Source organism: Bradyrhizobium sp. URHA0013, from assembly GCF_000518345.1.
Classification (GTDB): Bacteria; Pseudomonadota; Alphaproteobacteria; order Rhizobiales; family Xanthobacteraceae; genus Bradyrhizobium.
The window spans coordinates 953,412-972,668 of the sequence record NZ_JADK01000003.1 but is presented as its reverse complement, the minus strand read 5'-3'; the positions used below and the strand labels follow the sequence as shown (position 1 = coordinate 972,668).

Annotated in this window: 15 protein-coding genes; 8 read left to right on the top strand and 7 right to left on the bottom strand. The window is 63.9% G+C overall.

Annotation, left to right across the window (positions count from 1 at the left end; translation table 11 throughout):
* Window positions 1-48: 48 nt before the first annotated feature.
* The gene (locus N551_RS0104800; RefSeq protein ID WP_027565987.1) at window positions 49-1,554 is read left to right on the top strand and encodes a glycosyltransferase family 2 protein; all 1,506 of its coding nucleotides are present in this window, start codon (window positions 49-51) and stop codon (window positions 1,552-1,554) included.
* 45 nt (window positions 1,555-1,599) lie between these two features.
* Here the strand turns inward: N551_RS0104800 and N551_RS0104795 are convergent, their stop codons facing one another.
* Together N551_RS0104795 and N551_RS0104790 are read right to left on the bottom strand one after the other, a co-directional pair.
* Window positions 1,600-2,820: an ABC transporter substrate-binding protein gene (locus tag N551_RS0104795; protein ID WP_027565986.1), complete on the bottom strand. Its 1,221-nt coding sequence runs from the start codon at window positions 2,818-2,820 to the stop codon at window positions 1,600-1,602.
* An 81-nt stretch (window positions 2,821-2,901) separates the two neighbouring features.
* Window positions 2,902-4,452 carry a long-chain fatty acid--CoA ligase gene (locus N551_RS0104790; RefSeq protein WP_027565985.1) on the bottom strand — a complete coding sequence of 517 codons (1,551 nt, stop codon included), beginning with the start codon at window positions 4,450-4,452 and terminating at the stop codon, window positions 2,902-2,904.
* A 264-nt stretch (window positions 4,453-4,716) separates the two neighbouring features.
* Between N551_RS0104790 and N551_RS0104785 the strand changes: the two genes are divergently transcribed.
* From N551_RS0104785 to N551_RS0104755, 7 genes are all read left to right on the top strand, one after another.
* A complete protein-coding gene (locus N551_RS0104785; RefSeq protein ID WP_027565984.1) occupies window positions 4,717-5,853 on the top strand; it encodes an acyl-CoA dehydrogenase family protein in 1,137 nt (378 codons plus the stop codon).
* 15 nt (window positions 5,854-5,868) lie between these two features.
* Window positions 5,869-7,032, top strand: a complete 1,164-nt coding sequence (locus tag N551_RS0104780; RefSeq protein ID WP_027565983.1) for an acyl-CoA dehydrogenase family protein — start codon at window positions 5,869-5,871, stop codon at window positions 7,030-7,032.
* Window positions 7,032-7,688, top strand: a complete 657-nt coding sequence (locus N551_RS0104775) for a glutathione S-transferase family protein (protein WP_027565982.1) — start codon at window positions 7,032-7,034, stop codon at window positions 7,686-7,688. Before N551_RS0104780 ends, N551_RS0104775 begins: the two co-directional genes overlap by 1 nt.
* Before the next feature lie 181 nt (window positions 7,689-7,869).
* Window positions 7,870-8,670 (top strand): AraC family transcriptional regulator, encoded by an 801-nt coding sequence (locus N551_RS0104770; RefSeq protein WP_027565981.1) that lies wholly within the window; start codon window positions 7,870-7,872, stop codon window positions 8,668-8,670.
* 197 nt (window positions 8,671-8,867) lie between these two features.
* Complete coding sequence (locus tag N551_RS0104765) at window positions 8,868-9,734, top strand: 3-keto-5-aminohexanoate cleavage protein (RefSeq protein ID WP_027514515.1); 867 nt, start codon at window positions 8,868-8,870, stop codon at window positions 9,732-9,734.
* A gap of 113 nt (window positions 9,735-9,847) precedes the next feature.
* On the top strand, window positions 9,848-11,464 hold the full coding sequence (locus tag N551_RS0104760; protein ID WP_027565980.1) for an acyl-CoA carboxylase subunit beta: 1,617 nt from the start codon (window positions 9,848-9,850) through the stop codon (window positions 11,462-11,464).
* Window positions 11,461-13,437: an acetyl-CoA carboxylase biotin carboxylase subunit gene (locus N551_RS0104755; RefSeq protein ID WP_027565979.1), complete on the top strand. Its 1,977-nt coding sequence runs from the start codon at window positions 11,461-11,463 to the stop codon at window positions 13,435-13,437. The genes N551_RS0104760 and N551_RS0104755 overlap by 4 nt, the downstream gene beginning before the upstream one ends.
* 105 nt (window positions 13,438-13,542) lie before the next feature.
* On the opposite strand, the gene N551_RS0104750 is transcribed toward N551_RS0104755, so the two are convergent.
* The 5 genes from N551_RS0104750 to N551_RS0104730 are packed head-to-tail and all read right to left on the bottom strand — an operon-like array spanning window position 13,543 to window position 19,026.
* A complete protein-coding gene (locus N551_RS0104750; RefSeq protein WP_027565978.1) occupies window positions 13,543-14,538 on the bottom strand; it encodes an ABC transporter ATP-binding protein in 996 nt (331 codons plus the stop codon).
* Entirely contained in the window at window positions 14,535-15,542 is a 1,008-nt protein-coding gene (locus N551_RS0104745) for an ABC transporter ATP-binding protein (RefSeq protein ID WP_027565977.1), read from the bottom strand. The genes N551_RS0104750 and N551_RS0104745 overlap by 4 nt, the downstream gene beginning before the upstream one ends.
* Window positions 15,542-16,435 (bottom strand): ABC transporter permease, encoded by an 894-nt coding sequence (locus N551_RS0104740; protein ID WP_027565976.1) that lies wholly within the window; start codon window positions 16,433-16,435, stop codon window positions 15,542-15,544. Before N551_RS0104740 ends, N551_RS0104745 begins: the two co-directional genes overlap by 1 nt.
* A gap of 9 nt (window positions 16,436-16,444) precedes the next feature.
* Window positions 16,445-17,392, bottom strand: a complete 948-nt coding sequence (locus N551_RS0104735; RefSeq protein WP_027565975.1) for an ABC transporter permease — start codon at window positions 17,390-17,392, stop codon at window positions 16,445-16,447.
* A gap of 35 nt (window positions 17,393-17,427) precedes the next feature.
* The gene (locus N551_RS0104730) at window positions 17,428-19,026 is read right to left on the bottom strand and encodes an ABC transporter substrate-binding protein (RefSeq protein WP_027565974.1); all 1,599 of its coding nucleotides are present in this window, start codon (window positions 19,024-19,026) and stop codon (window positions 17,428-17,430) included.
* Window positions 19,027-19,257: the final 231 nt, after the last annotated feature.

Below are 19,257 nucleotides of genomic sequence, written 5' to 3'. Positions count from 1 at the left end.
TCCGCAAGAAATTAGCCGGAATGACGCAGCATGCGTCTATAAGGGGACATGCAGGACGCGCCCGCACTCGACGACGGCGAATCTCCGCTGTTCTCAATCATTATCCCGCTCGAATCTCACCGCGGGCAGTGGGAGCTGTCCTGGCTCGGCTGGACGTCGCAGACTGCCGACAAATCGCTCTACGAGATCATCTTGGTCGTGCCGCCGGATTTCACGGCACGCGAACAGTTGAAGGCGTTGGCCGGCAACAGGGCTCGCCTCGAATTCGCCGATTCCGAACACGACATCGGGCTCTGCGCATTCGGCGCGACGAAGGCGCGCGGCAGCTATCTGTTCTTCACGGAATCGCACTGCCGGCCCGAACCCGACGTGATCGAACTCTGCATTCGCGCGATCGATGCTCATCCCGACTGGGCCGGCTTTTCCTGCCGTTCGATCCCGATCTGCCATAACCGGCTATCCGTGGCAGAGGCAGCCATGTACCAGGCCGACATCGAGTTCGGTATGAAGCAGCATCCCTGGCGCAAGATCCTGGATCAGTGTTTCGTGACGCGGCGCGACGTCTACCGGGAATGCGGCGGCCTGCGCGAGGAGTTCGGTCATTTCGCCGAATGGGTGCTTGCCGCCGCCTATCACGCGAGAGGCTATTCCCTCGGCTATCTCGAGGAGGCGCGCTTCCATCACTACTATGTCGGCGAGCTCGACGAGCTGAAGCAATTCACGCTCGACTTCGTGCAAGGCGAGATTCGCTATCTGAGCGAGGCCCGCAACGATCCCGGCAGCGAGCTGCTCGACATTCCGATCGAGTGGAGCTCGCGGAGCGAGGCCGGCACGTCGCTCGCCCGCAATGCATTGAACGCGCTCCTGCGCTACAGCCTCGCTGGCGGCGGCTGGAGACGGCCTGGCGAGAAATTGCTGGCGTTGTGGCGTTGGTCCGTGCCGGCGCTGCTCGGCGATCTCGGCGCGCGCGGCTTCGCGCGGCTGGGGGCATGGCACGCGCGGGCCGTGCTGGTCGTTCTGACGGTCGCCGGATCGAGCGAGGCGATCGCGCGATGGATGCGGCGATACATCGCCGCGCTGATCCGGCATCAGAGACTCGATTGCATTCATCGTCTCGGGCGAGATGCGCGGTCTGCTGGCGGGCTTCTTGGGGAGCAGATTATCGCGCAGACCGGATTCCATGCCGAGGAGTTCTCCGCCGGTCACACGTTCCGCTGGAGCGAACCGGAGGCTGCCGTGCGGATCAAGGGGATGCCCGGCCGCACCATCGTCCGCGTTCGAAGCCCGGCGCTTCGCGCGCCGCTGCATACGATCGACGCGCGATTCTATCTCGACGGCAAGCCCGTCGCGCCCGAGGCGGTCGTGACCAGTTATGATGGCTACACGCTGAGCCTCGATCTGCCGCCGTCAGGCATCGTCACCCTCGCCTGGGCATGCCCCGGGTTCAGAGGCGTCGGCGATTCGCGTCGTCTCGGCCTGTCCGTCGCAGGCATCGACGTCGGCCACGACATGATCGAGGTCGAAAGCGCGGGAATAGCGTCGTCGCTCGCTTGAAAAGAATAGCGGCCCTTCGGCCGCTATTCGGTAGTTTTCAGTCGACTAGCCGCCGGTTTCGGCGCTGATGATGTCGCCGAACAGCTCCCACTGGCCCTTCTTGAATCGCCACATCTTGAGCTGCTCGATCGGCGCGAAGTCCGTGGCCGAGGTGTTGACCTTGATCCCCGGGATCAGGGTGTCGGGGACGAAGTCTTTGAGGCTCGCTGCCTGCTTCATCACATTCTCGCGGGTCAGATTGTCGCCCGCCTGCTTCAGCACCTGCACCATGGTCTGGGCTGCGGCATAGGCGTAAACCAGATTGGCGTCCGAAATATTTGCGCCGGGTATGTATTTGTCGACGAAGACCATGAACTTCTTCATGCCCTCATCATCCTTCCACTGCGGGTCCGACGCGTCCTTCAGATAACCGGCCGACAGCACGCCTTCGGATGCCTCGAGGCCGGCCGGCTTCATCACCGCGCCGATCGAGACCGAGACATCGGTCATGAGATGCATCGGCTTCCACTCCAGCTCGGCAATCTTCTTGATCGCCTGCGCCGCAAATTTCGGGGTCGCGATGTTGACGAAGACGTCGGCGCCGGTCCCCTTGAGCTTGACGATATGGGCGTCGATCGAAGGCTCCGACGTCTCGTAGCTCTCTTCCGCCACGATCATTTTCGATGCCCTGTCGCCGAACACGTCCTTGATGCCGGCGAGGTAGTCCTTGCCGAAATCATCGTTGGCATAGAAGATCGCAACCTTCCCGTCCGGCTTCTCCTTCAAAATATACTTGGCGAAGATCTGTGCCTCGACGCGGTAGCTGGGCTGGAAGCCCATGGTCCAGGGAAAATTCTTCGGGTCGTTCCACTTGCTGGCGCCTGTGGCGAGGAACAGCTGCGGCACCTTCTTGGAATTGTGATACTTCTGCACGGCGGTCTGGGTCGGCGTGCCCAGCGCGTTGAACACCAGGAAGACCTCGTCGCTCTCGATCAGCTTGCGGATCTGCTCAACCGTCTTCGGCGGCGAGTAGCCGTCATCGTAGGAGATCCAGTTGATCTTGCGGCCGTTGATGCCGCCCTGGTCGTTGATCATCTTGAAATAGGCTTCCTCGGTCTTGCCGATGACGCCGTAGGCGGAAGCCGGCCCGGAATAGGCCTCGACATTGCCGATCTTGATCTCGGTGTCGGTGACGCCGGTGTCGTACGCTTTTTGGGCATACGCGGAGTGGGTCGCAAACAGCGTCATCGCCGTTGCCGCGGCAAACAGGGAGAGTTTCTTGTTCATGTAAATTCCTTGGGGCTTCTTTGGGGTTTCTTCTGACTTTGGCACTTCAAAAAAGAAAAGCGCCCGCGAGGGGCGCTTTGATCAGGCGTTGGCGGCTTTCTTGTCGACTTCGGAAGTGATCGAGAATTCCTTGCGCAAGGTCGGCTTGTGGATCTTGCCGGTGGCGTTGCGTGGTAACGCATCGACGAAGCGGACCTGGCGCGGACATTTGAAGCGCGCGAGATTCGCCGCGCAGTGCGAGAAGACATCGGCCTCGGTCAACCGCTGGCCCGGCTTCGCCGCGACGATGGCGAGGCCAACCTCGCCCCATTGCGGATCGGGAATGCCGATCACGGCGGCTTCCGCGATGGCGTCGAGTTGGTGCAGGACGTTCTCGACCTCAGCCGGATAGACGTTCTCGCCGCCGGAGATGTACATGTCCTTCCAGCGGTCGACGATGTAGTAAAAGCCTTCCTCGTCGACGCGTGTCGCGTCGCCAGTGTGCAGCCATCCGTCGGTGAACGACGTCTTGTTCGCCTCCGGCCTGTTCCAGTAGCCGGGCGTGATGTTCGGTCCCTTGACCCAGAGCTCACCAAGCTCGCCGATATCGGCGTCGCTGCCATCGGGACGCACGATGCGCACTTCGGTGTGCAACACCGGCTTGCCGGCGGAGCCGGCTTTCCGTGCAGCATCCTCGCGGTCGAGCACCAGCACGGCCGGCGAGGTCTCGGTCATGCCGTAGCCCTGCTGAAGCGCGACGCCACGCGCCTCCCACACCTTGAGCAGCGGCACCGGCATTGGTGCACCGCCGACACCGCCGACGATCAGCCGGCCGAGGTCGGTGGTCGCGAAGGCCGGATGCTGGGCCATGAACTGGTAGATCGCGGGCACGCCGAAGAACACGTTGATGCCCTGCGCGGGATCGTTGATCAGGCCGAGCGCCGTGCCGGGATCGAAGGCGCGCATGATCATCACGGTGCCACCGGCATGCAGCACCGGATTGGTGTAGCAGTTCAGTCCGCCGGTGTGGAACAGCGGCAGCACGGTGAGCAGCACCGAGGATGGCCCGATGCAGGCGGGGCCGCCGAGATTGACGCAATTCCAGAAGGTCATGCCATGGGTGATGGTGGCGCCCTTGGGATGACCCGTCGTGCCGGAGGTGTACATGATGGTCGAGGCATCATCGAGGGTGACCTCCTCGATTTTCCCCAGTGGCTTTGCGGCGGCGATGCCGGCCTCGTAAGTCCCGCCGGGACCAAGCAGCAGGCTCGTCTCAATGCCGCAGAGCTTCGCCACGGCAAGTGCCGTTTCGGCGAGATCGGTGTCGTGGATCATCACCTTCGGGGCGCAATCGCCGGTGATGAACTGGAGTTCGGGAACGGTGAGCCGGGTGTTCAGCGGCACGAAGATCGCACCTAATCGCCCGCAGGCGAATTGCACCTCCAGCGTATCGGTCGTGTTCAGCGCCAGCACCGCGACCCGCTCGCCGCGCGAGACCTCCAGCGTATGACGCAGAAATGAGGCGAGACGAGAGATGCGCGCATCGAGCTGCGCATAGCTGAAGCGGCGCTCGCTCGCGAGGTCGATCACCGCGACCTTGCTCGGCGTGCGGCGGCCATGGTGGGCGATCCAGTCGTAGTAACGAACGGCCAAAAATTCCTCCCTCGGCGGTCTGGTGCCGCCCGCGTCCCTATTGCCATGCACCATGCCCGGCATGGCCCTGGGGCCAGCCGGAGTTTGTGCACCACGCCTTTTTTTGATCCGGAGTTGGCGCGCGAGCGATGAAAATCGTCTTGCGTTGAGTTGCTAGAGCGAGCCTGCTCGGAGGGGAGCCTTGGCCAGCCACTCCGCGCAAGTGAGCCGTCAAAGTTCCGGCCATGTTGCACGAGACGAATCCGCCAGCAGGGCGAGAGTGCGATGATGAGCCCGTTCTATACCGCCGAACATGACGCCTTTCGTGACGTCATGCGCCGCTTTGTCGACAAGGAGATTGCGCCCTTCGCCCACGAGTGGGACGAGGCCGGCGAATTCCCCCGCGCGCTCTATCGCAAGGCGGCCGAGATCGGGCTCTTGGGGCTCGGTTTCCCCGAGGAATATGGCGGGATCGCCGCCGACCAGTTCATGAAGATCGTCGCCAGCCAGGAGCTGGCGCGTGCTGGCGCCGGTGGCGTCAGCGCCAGCTTGATGAGCCATACGATCGGTTCGCCGCCGGTCGCGCGGGCCGCGCGCCCGGAGGTTAAGGCGCGCGTGCTGCCTCAGGTGCTCGCGGGAGAGAAAATCTCGGCGCTCGCGATCACCGAGCCGGGCGGCGGGTCTGATGTTGCGAGCCTCCGGACCAAGGCGCGGCGCGACGGAGATCACTACGTCGTGAGCGGCGAGAAGACCTTCATCACCTCGGGTATGCGCGCCGACTATCTGACCGTTGCGGTGCGTACCGGGGGTGAGGGCGCCGGCGGCGTCAGCCTGCTCCTGATCGAGGGGGATACGCCGGGCCTGTCCCGGACAAAGCTGAAGAAGATGGGCTGGTGGGCCTCTGACACCGCGACCCTGCATTTCGACGAGTGCCGCGTACCGGCGGAAAACCTGATCGGCGAGGAAGGCCAGGGCTTCAAGATCATCATGCGGAATTTTAACAGCGAGCGCATGGGCATGGCGGCGGGCTGCACCGCGTTCGCGCGCGTCTGCCTCGACGAAGCCATTGCCTACGCCAAGGAGCGCAAGACATTCGGCAAGCCGCTCGCGCAGCACCAGGTGATCCGCCACAAGATCGTCGACATGGCGCAGAAGGTCGCCGCGTCGCAAGCGATGCTGGAGATGCTGGCCTGGCGGCTGGAGCAGGGTGAAAGCCCGGTCGCCGAAATCTGCATGATGAAGAACCAGGCGACCCAGACCATGGCATTCTGCGCCTCTGAAGCCGTGCAGATTTTTGGCGGCGCCGGCTTCATGCGCGGCATCAAGGCCGAGCGCATCTATCGCGAGGTCAAGGTCAACGCCATCGGCGGCGGCACCGAGGAGATCATGAAGGATCTGGCGTCGCGGCAGATGGGGTTGTGACGACGAGAGGAAGCAATGCTGTTTACCGCCGACCACGACGAGATCCGTCGTTCCTTACAGAAATTCATTGCCAACGAGATCAATCCGCACGTCGATGAATGGGAGCAGGCCGACATCTTCCCGGCGCACGAGCTGTTCAGGAAGATGGGCAGCCTCGGCTTTCTCGGACTGAACAAGCCGGTCGAATTCGGCGGATCCGGCCTCGACTATTCCTACGCGCTGATGATGGCGGAGGAACTCGGCGCCATCAATTGCGGCGGGGTGCCGATGGCGATCGGGGTGCAGACCGACATGGCGACGCCGGCGCTGGCGCGGTTCGGCTCCGACGAGGTGCGGCGCGAATTCCTGGCGCCCTCGATCTCTGGCGACTATGTGGCCTGCATCGGCGTCTCCGAGCCCGGCGCGGGCTCCGACGTCGCCTCGATCAAGACCAATGCGCGCTCCGACGGCGACGATTACGTCATCGATGGCGGCAAGATGTGGATCACCAACGGCACTCAGGCCGACTGGATCTGCCTGCTCGCCAACACCGGCGACGGACCCGTTCACCGCAACAAGTCGCTGATCTGCGTGCCCATGAAGATCAAGGGCGTCACTGTCGCGCGCAAGCTCGACAAGATGGGCATGCGCTCGTCGGATACCGCACAAATCTTCTTCGACAATGTCCGCGTGCCCAAGCGCAACCGGATCGGCGAGGAGGGCAAGGGCTTTACCTATCAGATGATCCAGTTCCAGGAGGAGCGCCTCTGGGGCGCGGCCGCCTGCCTGAAGGCGCATGAATACATCATCAACGAGACCATCGAATACACCCGCAACCGTAAGGCTTTCGGGAAGTCGATCCTCGACAACCAGGTCGTCCATTTCAAGCTTGCCGAAATGCAGACCGAGGTCGAGCTGTTGCGCGCGCTGATCTACCGTGCCGGCGAGGCGCTGGTGGCGGGCGAGGATGTCACAAAACTGGCGACCATGGCCAAGCTGAAGGCCGGCCGGCTCGGCCGCGAGCTTACCGACGCCTGCTTGCAATATTGGGGCGGAATGGGCTTTACCAACGAGACGCCGGTCAGTCGAGCCTATCGCGACAGCCGCCTGACATCGATTGGCGGCGGCGCCGACGAGGTCATGCTGATGGTCCTGTGCAAGATGATGGGCACGCTGCCCGGCAGCAAAGGAAGTTCCTGATGGTCACGCTCTATCACTGCGACGGCGCGCGCTCGTTCCGTCCGCTCTGGATGCTGGAGGAAATGGGGCTTTCCTACGAGCTCAAGATGCTGCCGTTCCCGCCCCGGGTCTTCGCCAAGGAATACCTCGCGCTCAATCCGTTGGGCACGATTCCCTTCATGGTTGATGGCGAGACCAGAATGACGGAATCGTCCGGCATCTGCCACTATCTCGGCGTCAGACATGGACCGACGCCACTGATGGTCGGGCCGGAGGATCCCGCCTATGGCGCGTTCTTGAACTGGATGTATTTCAGCGACGCCACGTTAACCTTCCCGCAGACGCTGGTGCTCCGATACACCCAGCTCGAGCCGGAAGAGCGCCGCAATCCGCAGGTCGCCGGCGACTATGCCAAATGGTTCTTGGGCCGGCTGCGCGCCGTCGAGGCAGCCACCGCAAATACCGAGGCCTTGTGTGCTGGCCGCTTCACCGCCGCCGACATCGTGATCGGATACGCGCTCCGCCTCGCCGATACTATCGGGCTTGCCAAGGATTTTGGGCCAAATGTCGCAGCTTATTGGACGCGCTTGCAGCAGCGCGATGGTTTCAAGCGCGCGGTTGCTGCGGAGCAACAGGCCGGCGTCGAGCAGAACGTGGCGCCAAGAGTAAGGGCTTAACTGTCGTCCTGGCGAAAGCCGGGACGACGATATTGCCAGGAGTTCCGTCTCGTCCACCACCCTCGCGGGCTGCCGACCTCTTGCGCTTCATGATAGCGCTATCCCGCCGTGACAGCGCCCAGATTTCCGCTAAGGTGACCTCCGTCCGCAGCGGCCAAAGAGCCGCGCGAGGAGGATCCCAATGGAAGATAACGGTCGCGAATCCGACCATTTGATGCTGATCACGCCGGAGCGGGTATTCTATGCCGGCCTGCTCGGCCGCCCCCGCAAGCGGACCCCCGGCTGCTGTCACGTCTATGTCGCGGTCAAGGGCAGCCTGCATCTGACGATCGATGATGCCCTCGCCACTGGCGAGCTGTTCGTCACCCTGCCGAACCAGCGGCATTCCATTGCCAGCGACTACCGCACCGCGATCAGCGTCACGCTGGAGCCGGAGAGCATGCCTGATGGCGTGATCGAGGTCCTGGCCGAGCGGCTCACCGGACCCGACAAGGCCGTCTATGCCCGCAAGATCCTCGCCGCCTACACGCTGATGCGCCAGCGCCGCTACGGCGACATCACCACCGCCGAATTCGACGAGATGTGTTTTGGCGAAGCGCTGCCGCGCCGGGTGCTCGACCCCCGCGTGACGCGTGCGGTCGCCCGTATCGGCCGCTTCACAGGTGAGCCCGTGACGGCGGACACGTGCGCGGCGGACGCCGGACTTTCCGCTTCGCGTTTCCTGCATCTGTTCAAGGAAGAGACCGGCATCTCGTTCCGCTCCTTCCGCGCCTGGAAGCGCGCGCGGCATCTGCTGCACTTCGCCAACCAGGACCTCAACCTCGCCCATCTCGCGCAGGACATCGGCTATCCCGATTCCACCCATTTCAGCCATTCGATCCGCCGCTTCTACGGCCTGAAGCCGCGCGCGATCTTCGTCGGCTCGCGTGATCTTGCGATTTATCGCAGCACCGAGACGGTGAGGCTCGCGGAGGCATCGTAGGATGCTCTCGTAGGGTAGGCAAAGCGCAGCGTGCCCACCATCTTCGATCCACGCTGAGACATGGTGGGCACGGCGCAAGAGCGCCTTTGCCCACCCTACGACATCTGGCCCATTCCAGCTTCTCCGCGCAAGAAGCCGCATGCCGCCCATCACATGATCGCAAGCGTTGAATTATCAACGTGCGAGACATTCAAGGCATGAGCGACAAGGCCGTCATCACCTGCGCGCTGAACGGCGTGCTCACCGACCCGAAGCAGCACAACGTGCCTGTGACGCCCGAGCAGATGGCGCGCGAGGCCAAGGCTGCGTTCGATGCCGGCGCGTCCATCATGCACATCCATCTGCGTCAGCAGGCGCCGGACAAGGGGCATCTGCCGTCCTGGGAGGTCAGCGTCAGCAAGGAGATCCAGCAGGCGATCCGCGAAGCCTGCCCCGGCGTGATCATCAACCACACCTCCGGCGTCTCCGGGCCGAACTACAGCGGTGCGCTGGATTGCATCCGTGAGACCAGGCCGGAGATCGCCGCCTGCAATGCAGGCTCGCTGAACTATCTCAAGGTGAAGGCCGACAACAGCTGGGCCTGGCCGCCGATGATGTTCGACAATGCGGTCGAGAAGGTGAAGGACTATCTCGACGTCATGAACGCGGTCGGTACCATCCCCGAATTCGAATGTTTTGACGTCGGCATCGTCCGCTGCGTCGGCATGTACCGCCAGGTCGGCATGTACAAGGGCCCGCTCGAGTATAACTTTGTGATGGGCGTCGCCTCCGGCATGCCGTCGGATCCCGATCTGCTGCCGATCCTGATCAAGCTGAAGCGTCCCGAGGCGCAATTTCAGGTCACCGCGATCGGCCGCGAAGAGATCTGGCCGCTGCACCAGCGCTGTGCGGAGCTCGGCGGTCATCTGCGCACCGGTCTCGAAGATGCCTTCTATCTCGCCGACGGCAAGAAGGTGACGTCGAACGGCCAGCTGATCGAGGCCATCGCCGCCTGCGCCCGCCGTGCGGGCCGCGAGATCGCGAGCCCGGCGGAAGCGCGAAAGATTTTTGGGACGAATAGGTAAATTATCGCCTCAACCGTCATCGCGAGCAAGCGAAGCAATCCAGAATCTCTCGGTGGATGCAGCCTGGATTGCTTCGTCGCTTCGCTCCTCGCAATGACGAGCAGGATTGAGTTATGTCCATTCTCGAAAACGCCATCTCCCCCGGCAGCGCCGCCTACCGCGCCAATCGCGACGGCATGCTTGGCCTGATTGACCGCATGCGCGCGCTGGAAGAGCGCACGCGTGCGGCATCAGCCGCGGCGAAAGACCGCTTCCACAAGCGCGGCCAGCTGTTGCCGCGTGAACGCGTCGCGCTGGTGCTCGATCCCGGCGCGCCCTTCATCGAGCTGTCCACGCTCGCCGGCTTCATGTTCGACGTATCGGATCCGGACAAAAGCGTGCCCGGCGGCGGCGTCATCGCCGGCATCGGCTTCGTCTCGGGCATCCGTTGCATGGTCAGCGCCAACGATTCCGGCATCGATGCCGGCGCGCTCCAGCCCTACGGCCTCGACAAGACGCTGCGGGTGCAGGAGCTCGCGCTGGAGAACAAGCTGCCCTATGTCCAGCTGGTCGAAAGCGCCGGTGCCAATCTGTTGCGCTATCGCGTCGAGGATTTTGTTCGCGGCGGCAACATCTTCCGCAACCTCGCGCGGCTCTCGGCGGCGGGGCTGCCCGTCGTCACCGTGACGCATGGCTCCTCGACCGCCGGCGGCGCCTATCAGACCGGCCTGTCCGACTACATCGTCATGGTCCGTGGTCGCACCCGCGCCTTCCTCGCCGGCCCGCCGCTGCTGAAGGCCGCCACCGGCGAGATCGCAACCGAGGAGGAGCTTGGCGGGGCCGAGATGCACACGCAGGTGTCGGGACTTGGCGACTACCTCGCCGAGGATGACCGCGACGCCCTGCGCATCGCGCGCGAGATCATGGCGGCGTTGGAATGGGAGCGGCCGGGCAGGGCGAGCGCGGAATATAAGCCGCCGCGCTACGACCAGGACGAGCTGCTCGGCATCATGCCGATGGACCACAAGCGCGCCGTCGACATGAAGCAGGTGATCGCACGTATCGTCGATGATTCCGACTTCACCGAGATGGCGCCGAACTACGGCCCGGCCACCGTCTGCGGCCATGCCCGCATCGAGGGCCAAGCCATTGGCATCATCACCAACAACGGTCCGCTCGATCCCGCGGGCGCCAACAAGGCGACGCATTTCATCCAGGCTTGCTGTCAAACCCGTACGCCGCTGCTCTATCTGAACAACACCACAGGCTACATGGTCGGAAAAGCTTACGAAGAAGCCGGCATGATCAAGCATGGCTCCAAGATGATCCAGGCAGTGACGTCGGCGACGGTGCCGCAGATCACCATCTATTGCGGCGCCTCGTTCGGCGCCGGCAATTACGGCATGTGCGGGCGCGGCTTCCATCCGCGCTTCTGCTTCTCCTGGCCCAACGCCAAGACTGCCGTGATGGGCGGTGAGCAGGCCGCCGAGACCATGGCAATCGTCACCGAAGCCGCCGCCGCGCGCCGCGGCAAGCCGGTCGAAAAGGAAAAGCTCGATGCCATGAAGGCGCAGATCGTCGGCGTGTTCGACGGCCAGATGGACGTGTTCTCGACCAGCGCGCGCGTGCTCGACGACGGCGTGATCGATCCGCGCGACACCCGCGCGGTGCTGTCGGAAGTGCTCGCGATTTGCCGCGAGGGCGATGCGCGCACGCCCCAGCGCATGCAGTTTTCGGTGGCTCGGCCATGAGGAACGGATCAACGCAGCACCGACCGTTCTTCAGGGTCTTGATTGCCAATCGCGGCGAGATCGCGTTACGGGTGATGCGCAGCGCGCGGAAGCTCGGGCTCGGTGTCGTCGCGGTCTATTCGGATGCGGATCGCGACGCGCTCCATGTGCAACAGGCCGACCAGGCCGTGCGCATCGGCGAGCCGCTGCCGACGCAATCCTACCTCAACATTCCCGCGATCGTTGCGGCCGCAAAGGCCAGCGGCGCGGATGCCGTTCATCCCGGCTATGGCTTCCTCGCCGAAAACGAGGAGTTTGCGCAGGCCTGCAAGGATGCCGGCCTCGTCTTCATCGGCCCGTCGCCGCAGGCGATCGAAACAATGGGCAACAAGGCCGGTGCCAAGGAGATCATGAAAAAGGCCGGCGTTCCCGTCGTGCCCGGCTATCAGGGCGCCGATCAGGGCGATGAGGTCATGCTCGCGGAGGCGAGAGAGATCGGCTTTCCCGTGATGATCAAGGCGGTCGCCGGCGGCGGTGGACGCGGCATGCGGCTCGTGACGGACGCGTCGTCGTTTCCTGATGCGCTGCGTAGCGCGCGGTCCGAGGCCAAGGCGGCGTTTGGCGATCCGACCGTGATCCTCGAACGCGCCATCCAGAATCCCCGTCACATCGAAATTCAGGTGTTCGGCGACAGCCATGGCAACGCCATCCATCTCGGCGAACGCGATTGCTCGGTGCAGCGGCGCCACCAAAAGCTGATCGAGGAGGCACCGTCGCCCGCTGTGACGCCGGAACTGCGCGCGAAGATGGGCGACGTCGCGGTCGCCGCGGTGAAGGCGCTGCGCTACGAGGGCGCCGGCACGCTCGAATTTCTGCTCGATGCGAGCGGCGAATTCTACTTCATGGAGATGAATACGCGGCTCCAGGTCGAGCATCCCGTCACCGAGGCGATCACCGGGCTCGATCTCGTCGAATTGCAGCTGCGCGTCGCGCGCGGCGAGCCGTTGCCTGTGAAGCAGCAGGACATTCGCTTCACCGGCCACGCCATCGAGGTGCGGCTGTGCTCGGAGGACGCCGCGCATGATTTCATGCCGCAGTCCGGGCGCATGGCGTGCTGGCAGGTGCCGGATGGCATCCGCGTCGAGCATGCGCTGCAATCCGGCTCGGAGATTCCGCCGTTCTACGATTCCATGATCGCCAAGGTGATCGGCCATGGCGCGAACCGTGAGGAGGCGAGGGGGAGGCTGATCGTCGGCCTCGAACAATTGGCCGGATTCGGCGTGACCACCAATCAGGCCTTCCTGCTGTCGTGCCTGCGTCATCCCGGCTTCGCCAAAGGCGAGGCGACCACGGCCTTCATTGGCGCGCATCGCGACGAGTTGCTGGCGCCGGGCACGGACGCCGCATTCGATGTCGCTTTGGCCGGCCTGCTGCTCTACGTCACAAACCCGCAGGCACCGTCGTGGCGCCGCGGACGGAGCCTCGCGGCAACGTTCCCGCTACCGGCGAAGATCGAGATCGCAGGCCAGGCGTATGAGCTAGAAGTCTGGCGCGAACGCGATGGCAGCTACATTGTCGCCAGCGACGACCGGCAAGGCAAGTTCGAGATCGACCGGCTCGATCTCGACGTGATCCGCTTCCGTCATGACGGCGTGATGGACAGGGCCAAATTCCTGCGCGATGGCGACCGGCTCCACCTCCAGCGCCGCGGCATCCCGCTCGCGGCGTCCGATCTCACGCTCGCCGCGCCGAAGGCCGCCGCAAGCAGCGGCGGCGACGGCAAGGTTCGTGCTGCCATGAACGGCCGCGTCGTTGCCGTCCTGGTCCAGCCGGGCGACCGCGTCAGTGCCGGTCAGCCGGTGATGACGCTGGAAGCGATGAAGATGGAGCACGTCCACAAGGCCGGCATCGACGGCGTGGTCGCCGCGATCGACGTCGCCGAGGGCGAGCAGGTGACGACGGGCCGGATCGTGGCCGAGATCGGGCCGAAGTAGAGCGGCAATCGTAGCTATCGTAGGATGGGCAAAGGCGCGCAGCGCCGTGCCCACCATCGTGCGGTAATTGCGATTGAATGGTGGGCACGCTTCGCTTTGCCCACCCTACGGCATCTCATTTGGTCGCCCCGTCCCGTCATTGAGCAAACACGCCACCTGGTGCCCGTCGCCCGCATCCACCAGCGCCGGCCGCTCCGTCCTGCATCGCTCCATCGCAAACCGGCAGCGGGTGTGAAACGCGCATCCCGGCGGCGGATTGACCGGGCTTGGCACGTCGCCGTCGACCAGCGGAACGAGCTTCTTCGCAAGCGGATTGGCGACCGGCACCGAGGCGAGCAGCGCCTGCGTGTAGGGATGGCGCGGATTGCGAAACAGCTCGTCCTTGCCGGCGATCTCGACGATGCGGCCGAGATACATCACGGCGACGCGGTGACTGATATGGGCGACCACCGCGAGGTCATGCGCGATGAAGAGATAGGAGAAGCCGTGCTCGCGTTGCAGATCGATCAGGAGATTGATCACCTGCGCCTGGATCGAGACGTCCAGCGCGGAGACCGGCTCGTCGCAGACGATCAGCCGCGGCCCCAGCGCGAGCGCGCGGGCGATGCAGATGCGTTGGCGCTGGCCGCCGGAGAATTGGTGTGGGAAGCTGCGCATTTGGTCGGGCCGCAGGCCGACCTGCTCGAACAGGTTTGCGGTACGCGCCTCCAGCGCCTTGCCGGTCGCGAGCCCGTGCACGAACAGCGGCTCGCCCACGATGTCTCCGGCAGTCATCCGCGGATTGAGAGAGGCGAACGGATCCTGGAACACGATCTGCATCGAACGACGATGTGGCCGCAACGCGAACTTGGACAGATGCGTGATGTCTTCGCCTTCGAGGCGGATCTGGCCCGAGGTCGGCTCGACCAGCCGCAGCACGCTGCGCGCCACCGTGGACTTGCCGCAGCCGGATTCGCCGACGAGGCCCAGCGTCTCGCCCACCCCAACCGAAAATGAGACGCCGTCGACTGCATGCACTGTGCCGATTTGTCGGCGCAACACACCGGCGCGCACCGGATAGTGCTTCTTGAGATCGGTGACTTCAAGCAGCGCCTCGGTCATGCCACCTCCGCCACTTCGGCCGCCCGCCAGCATGCCGCGAGATGGCCACCGCCCCAATCGGTGAGCGGCGGATATTCGGCCTCACAGCGCTTGATCGCGAGCTTGCAGCGAGGCGCAAACGCGCAACCCTTGGGCAGCCGCACCAGCGACGGCACCGTGCCGGGAATTTCGTTCAGCCGTGCTGGCGCGGCGACGCCCGGCGCCGGCACCGCCGGGATCGAGGCCATCAATCCGCGCGTGTAGGGATGCTTTGGAGCGGCGAACAGTGCCTCGACGCTCGCTTCCTCGACCTTCCGTCCCGCATACATGACGATGACGCGCTGCGCGGTCTGCGCGACGACGCCGAGATCATGGGTGATCAGCACGAGGCCGGTACCGAGTTCCTTCTGAAGGTCCAGGATCAGCGCCAGGATCTGCGCCTGGATGGTGACGTCGAGCGCGGTCGTGGGCTCGTCCGCGATCAGCAGCACCGGCCGGCACGCCAGCGCCATCGCGATCATGGCCCGCTGGCGCATGCCGCCGGACAGCTGATGCGGATATTCCCGCGCGCGCCGAGCCGGTTCAGGGATGCGCACCAGGCGCAGCATCTCGATCGCGATGTCCCGGGCCTCCTTGCTCGACATGTTCCGGTGCAGCCGCACGGCCTCGACGATCTGGTCGCCGATCCGCATCACCGGATTGAGCGAGGTCATCGGCTCCTGGAAGATCATCGAGATGCGGTTGCCCCTGACGGCGCGCATCTCTGCTTCGTCCAGCGTCAGAAGATCGGTGCCTTCAAGCGTGACGGAGCCGCCGACGATGCGGCCGGGCGGATCCGGCACCAGCCGCATCAGGGATAGTGCAGTGACGCTCTTGCCACAGCCGGATTCGCCGACGATCGCCAGCGTCTCGCCGCGCTTCACCGTGAAGGACACATCATCGACGGCCTTGAACAGACCGGAGTTGGTGAAGAACACCGTCTTCAGGTTCTTCACCTCGAGCACGAGATCGGATTTGTCAGCCATCAGCCGCGCTGCCGTGGATCGAGGATGTCGCGCAAGGCGTCGCCGAACAGATTGGCGCCGAACACCGCGAGGCAGATGGCGATGCCCGGGAAGATCACCAGCCAAGGCGCGGTGCGGACATATTCGGCGGCGGATTCAGAGAGCATGCGGCCCCACGACGGGTACGGCTCGGGTATCCCGAGGCCGAGGAAGGAGAGCGAGGCTTCGGTGAGGATGGTCGAGCCGAGCTGGGCGGTCGCAAGCACGATCAGCGGCGCCAGCGTGTTCGGCAGCACGTGACGGAGCGCGATGCGTACCTCGCTCATGCCGATCGACTTGGCGGCCTCGATAAATGGCAGCTCGCGCAGCGCCAGCGTGTTGGCGCGGATGACGCGCGAGACGGTCGGGATCAGCGGAATGGCGATCGCAATAATGACGTTCGGCAAGGACGGCCCAAGCGCCGCGGTCATGATCAGGGCCAGCACCAGCAGCGGCAGCGCCTGCAGGACATCGGAGACACGCTGAAACACGAGATCGACCCAGCCGGAGAGATAGCCGGAGGTGAGGCCGACGATGACGCCGATCGAGCCACCGAGTGCGGTCGAGCCGATGCCGACCGCGAGCGAGATCCGCGCGCCATGAATGATGCGGCTGAAGACATCGCGGCCGAAGGAATCCGTCCCCATCCAGTGTGCCAGGCTTGGACGCGCCAGTGCCCGGGCGGCATCGATCGTCAGCGGATCGTAACGCGCGATGAAGTCGGCGAAGATCGCGGTGAACACGAACAGGGTCATGATGACGAGCCCGGCCGCGCCCAGCACATGCCGCTGCGCCAAAAACAGCACGCGCCGCCAGCCGACGGTCGCGTGCGCCCCGGCGCGCCTCAGTTCAACGTCATAGTCGATTGCGGCCAACAGGTTCTCCTAATCCGTGTACCTGATGCGCGGGTCGAACACGGCGTACAGCATGTCGACGATGAAGTTCGCGCTTACCACGACGATGGCAATCAGCATCACCAGGTTCTGCACGATCGGATAATCGCGCCAGCGAATCGCCTCGACCAGGAAGCGCGCGACGCCGGGGATGTTGAACACCGTCTCTGTCACGATGAGGCCGCCGATCAGGAACGCCGCCTCGATGCCGATCACGGTGATGACGGGCAGAATCGCATTCTTCAGCGCATGCTGATAGTTCACGGCGGCATCCGATGCGCCCTTGGCACGCGCGGTGCGGATATAGTCCTGCCGCAGGACCTCCAGCATCGAGGACCGCGTGATGCGCATGGTCAGCGCCGCGCTGCGGAAGCCGACGGCGGCGGCGGGCACGGCATAGGTCGCGAAGGCTTCCAGCCAGGTCGCCGGATTCGGGTTGAAGATCGGCATCTGGTTGAACATCGCGACCGAGGCGGTGAGGATAAGCAGGCCCAGCCAGAACGATGGCAGCGACAATCCGCTGAGGCTCACCACACGTAACGCGTAGTCGAGCCTCGTTCCCTGCTTCACTGCGCTGATCACGCCCAGAGGAATGCCGATGGACGCCGAGAACAACAGCGCCAGCCCGGCGAGCCGTGCGGTGATCGGAATCCGTGGCAGGATCTCCTGGAGCGCCGGCTTCTCCGAGACGTAGGAGTAGCCGAAATCGCCGCGCAGGAAGCCGCTGATCCAGTGCCAATATTGCACCACCAGCGGCTGGTCGATGCCGAGCTCTTTTTCCAGATTGGCCTTGTCGGCGGGATCGACATAGCCGGCCGCGGCAAACAGGATGTCGACGATGTTGCCGGGGACGATGCGCAGCAGGAAGAAGATGACGATCGAGATCCCGAACAGGGTCACGAGCATCAGCAACAGGCGCCGCACCAGATAGGCAAACATGCATCGCCTCCCGTCGAACCCGTCAGTCGCCCGCGCTACTTGTCCATCCAGACATCCTCGTAACGATAGCCATTGTAGGAGCTGTTGGACATCACCGTCACGCCCTTGACGTAAGGTTGCCAGCAACTGCCGGTCCGTGCGTGGAAGATGATCGGGCGGGCGACGTCCTCCTGCAACTTCTTGTCGATGTCCCACACCAGCTTCTTGCGCTTGTTGATGTCGGTCTCCTGGGACTGCACATCGAACAGCTTTTCGATCTCCTTGTTGCAGTAATTAGTGTAGTTGCGCTCGGAGCCGCAGGAATAATTCTCGTAGAAGGACTGGTCGGGATCGTCGACGGCATTGCCGGTCAAATTGAGCCCGAGCATGTAGTCCTTGCGCGCGATCTTCGGGAACCAATTTGCGGTCTCGACCACGTCGAGCTCCCCGTCGATATAGATGCTCTTGAGCTGGTCGATCAGGATCACGGCGGGATCGCGATAGACCGGGATGTTGCGGGTCGAGACCTTGACCGCGAGATGCTTGTCCGGTCCGTAACCGGCCTTCTGCATCAGCTTCTTGGCCTCTTCGCGGTTGGCGTTGATGTCGGGGCCGTAGCCCGGAATGGTCTCGAGCATCTCCTTCGGCATGCCCCACAGCCCATTCGGCGGCGGCAGCATGGTCCCGCCGACGTCGCCCTGGCCCTCGAACATGATCGAGATGAAGGCCTTGCGGTCGAGCGACAGCGCCATGGCGCGGCGGATGTCGATATTGTCGAACGGCGGCGCAGACGAATTGACGATGATGTTGGTCGCGACATTGTTGGGTTCGACCACGCAGACCGCGTTCGGCGCCTGCGATTTGACGTCCTTGAGAAGCGGGATGCTCACTTCGGTCGGGAAGGCCATGTCGAACTTGCCGGCGACGAAGGCGAGAATGGCGGTCGAGCGGTTCGGGATGATGGTGAACTCGATGCCGTCGAGATAGGGCCGCCCCTTGCGCCAATAATCGGGATTGCGAGTCAGCTTGATCGATTCATTGGCCTTGAACTCGACGAACTTGAACGGGCCAGTGCCGATCGGGTGCGTGCGCATGTCGCCGGGTGAGACGTGGCAGGGATAGACCGGCGTGTAGCCCGAGGCGAGCAGTGCAATTAGCGAAGGCTGCGGCCGCTTCAGGTTGAAGGAGACCTCGAGATCGCCGTTGGTGGAGACATCGTTGACCTGTTCGTACCAGCTCTTGCGCGGGTTCTGCCGGAACTTCTGCTGCGACTTGCCCATCAGCATGTCGAAGGTGCATTTGACGTCCGCCGAGGTGAACGGCTTGCCGTCGTGCCACTTCACGCCCTGGCGCAATTTGAAGGTCAGTGTCTTGTTGTCGTTGACCCAGGCCCAGCTCTCGGCGAGTTCGGGCACGATCGTGTCCATGCTGTTCTGCGCCACGTCCTGCTTGTAGATGACGAGGTTGTTGAACACCGGCATGAAGGGAACGTTGAGCGAGTAGGTCGCGCCTTCGTGGATCGAGGCGTTGCCGGGACTGTCGCGGTGGTACATCCGCAAAATGCCGCCCTGCTTGGGCTCGCCGGCGAGTGCAATGGTCGAAAACGCAAGCAAAGATAGCGCCGCCGTCGCGGCGAGCGCTCGTACGCTCCGCATCCTCGTCCTCCCTGGACATCTTGTCTTCTAGGCCTTTTGCGGCCTGTTTGGGGGGACGATAGCGACGCGCGCGCGGTGAGGCAACCGGCAAGGTCTGCTACTCTCTCGGCAATTCGGATGACGGAAGGCCGCAGGGGTTTTCTCTCACAAAGTGAGGGAGCCCAATCTCTGGCCACTAACTCCACCGTCGTCCCGGCCTAGTGCGCAATTGCGCACTAGGCCGGGACGACA